At 32.4% G+C, this 968-nt stretch carries 1 protein-coding gene; it reads right to left on the bottom strand.

All coding sequences use genetic code 11. The features are described from left to right. On the bottom strand, positions 1-928 hold a 928-nt coding region (locus ACFPOH_RS10930; protein ID WP_390309652.1), incomplete at its 3' end, for an IS4 family transposase. Positions 929-968 lie beyond the last annotated feature (40 nt).

Genomic DNA, 968 nt, shown 5'->3' with positions numbered 1-968 from the left:
CACCAGTAAAGTTTTCTATTTCGATTTTATTTTTCACATTATTGTATTCAGTTTCAATTCCCCATCGTTTGAAATAAAGAGTTTTGATCTCAGACATATCGAAATTTTCCTCTATTAAATTTGTGACAAGTATTTCTTCCGTGTGAGGATTAAGTAAGAACCTAACCACTCGAGCATTAATCACTTGTTTCTCATGTATTATTTGGATGTTTTGATCGGCATCTTTCGCTTCGACAATTTCTTTTATCGTATTTTTTTGACAACGCATAAGATACTTGATGCCAAGGGCATCTAAATAGGCAATAAAATCTCTCGATGGATACCCTCTATCAAACAAAATCAAATCATTTTTCAATCCTATTTGTACGAGTTCTTTAATCATATCCTTCGCACTATCTCGCTCAGCTACCTTATAAGGGTCGATTTTAGAAGTTATTATGATTCCATTTTCAAGATCATAGATACAAGAGGCTCTAGCTCTTGCATAGCTCTTCTTATGATTTTTTCCATACCCAAAATAATTTCTAAGTTCCTCGGTGTCAGGTATTTGTAATACACTTCCATCAATTGCGCAAAGCCTGAATCCACGATAAGTTTTAAAGGAATTTTCCTCATAATACCAATTAATAATTGCCTTTGAGAGCTTTACAAAAGCTAAGGGAGAAATTTTCTTTCGTGCAGCAGAATAACCTTGTTTGGAAATACTAATCTCTGATAAATTAAACTTGTCAAAAAAGTCGTCAAGTTCAATTTGGAGGCTCTTTTTAACAAAGTTTAAGCTAAATAGAATAGTATTTTTAAAATTTAACTTCTTTTCTTTTCGTGTAAAATACGTTTCCTTTGTCCGCGATTCAATCATAAACATCACATCATTCAGCATCTTTCGAGTAATCTCAATTGCGCCTAAAAAAGTACTTTTCGTTTTCAAAAAAACCACCATCCTCGTTTTATTAACCAAAAATTGGTAT

It is taken from the genome of Ureibacillus suwonensis, assembly GCF_042655065.1.
Classification (GTDB): domain Bacteria; phylum Bacillota; class Bacilli; order Bacillales_A; family Planococcaceae; genus Ureibacillus; species Ureibacillus suwonensis.
This window is presented reverse-complemented; position numbering and strand designations above follow the sequence as displayed.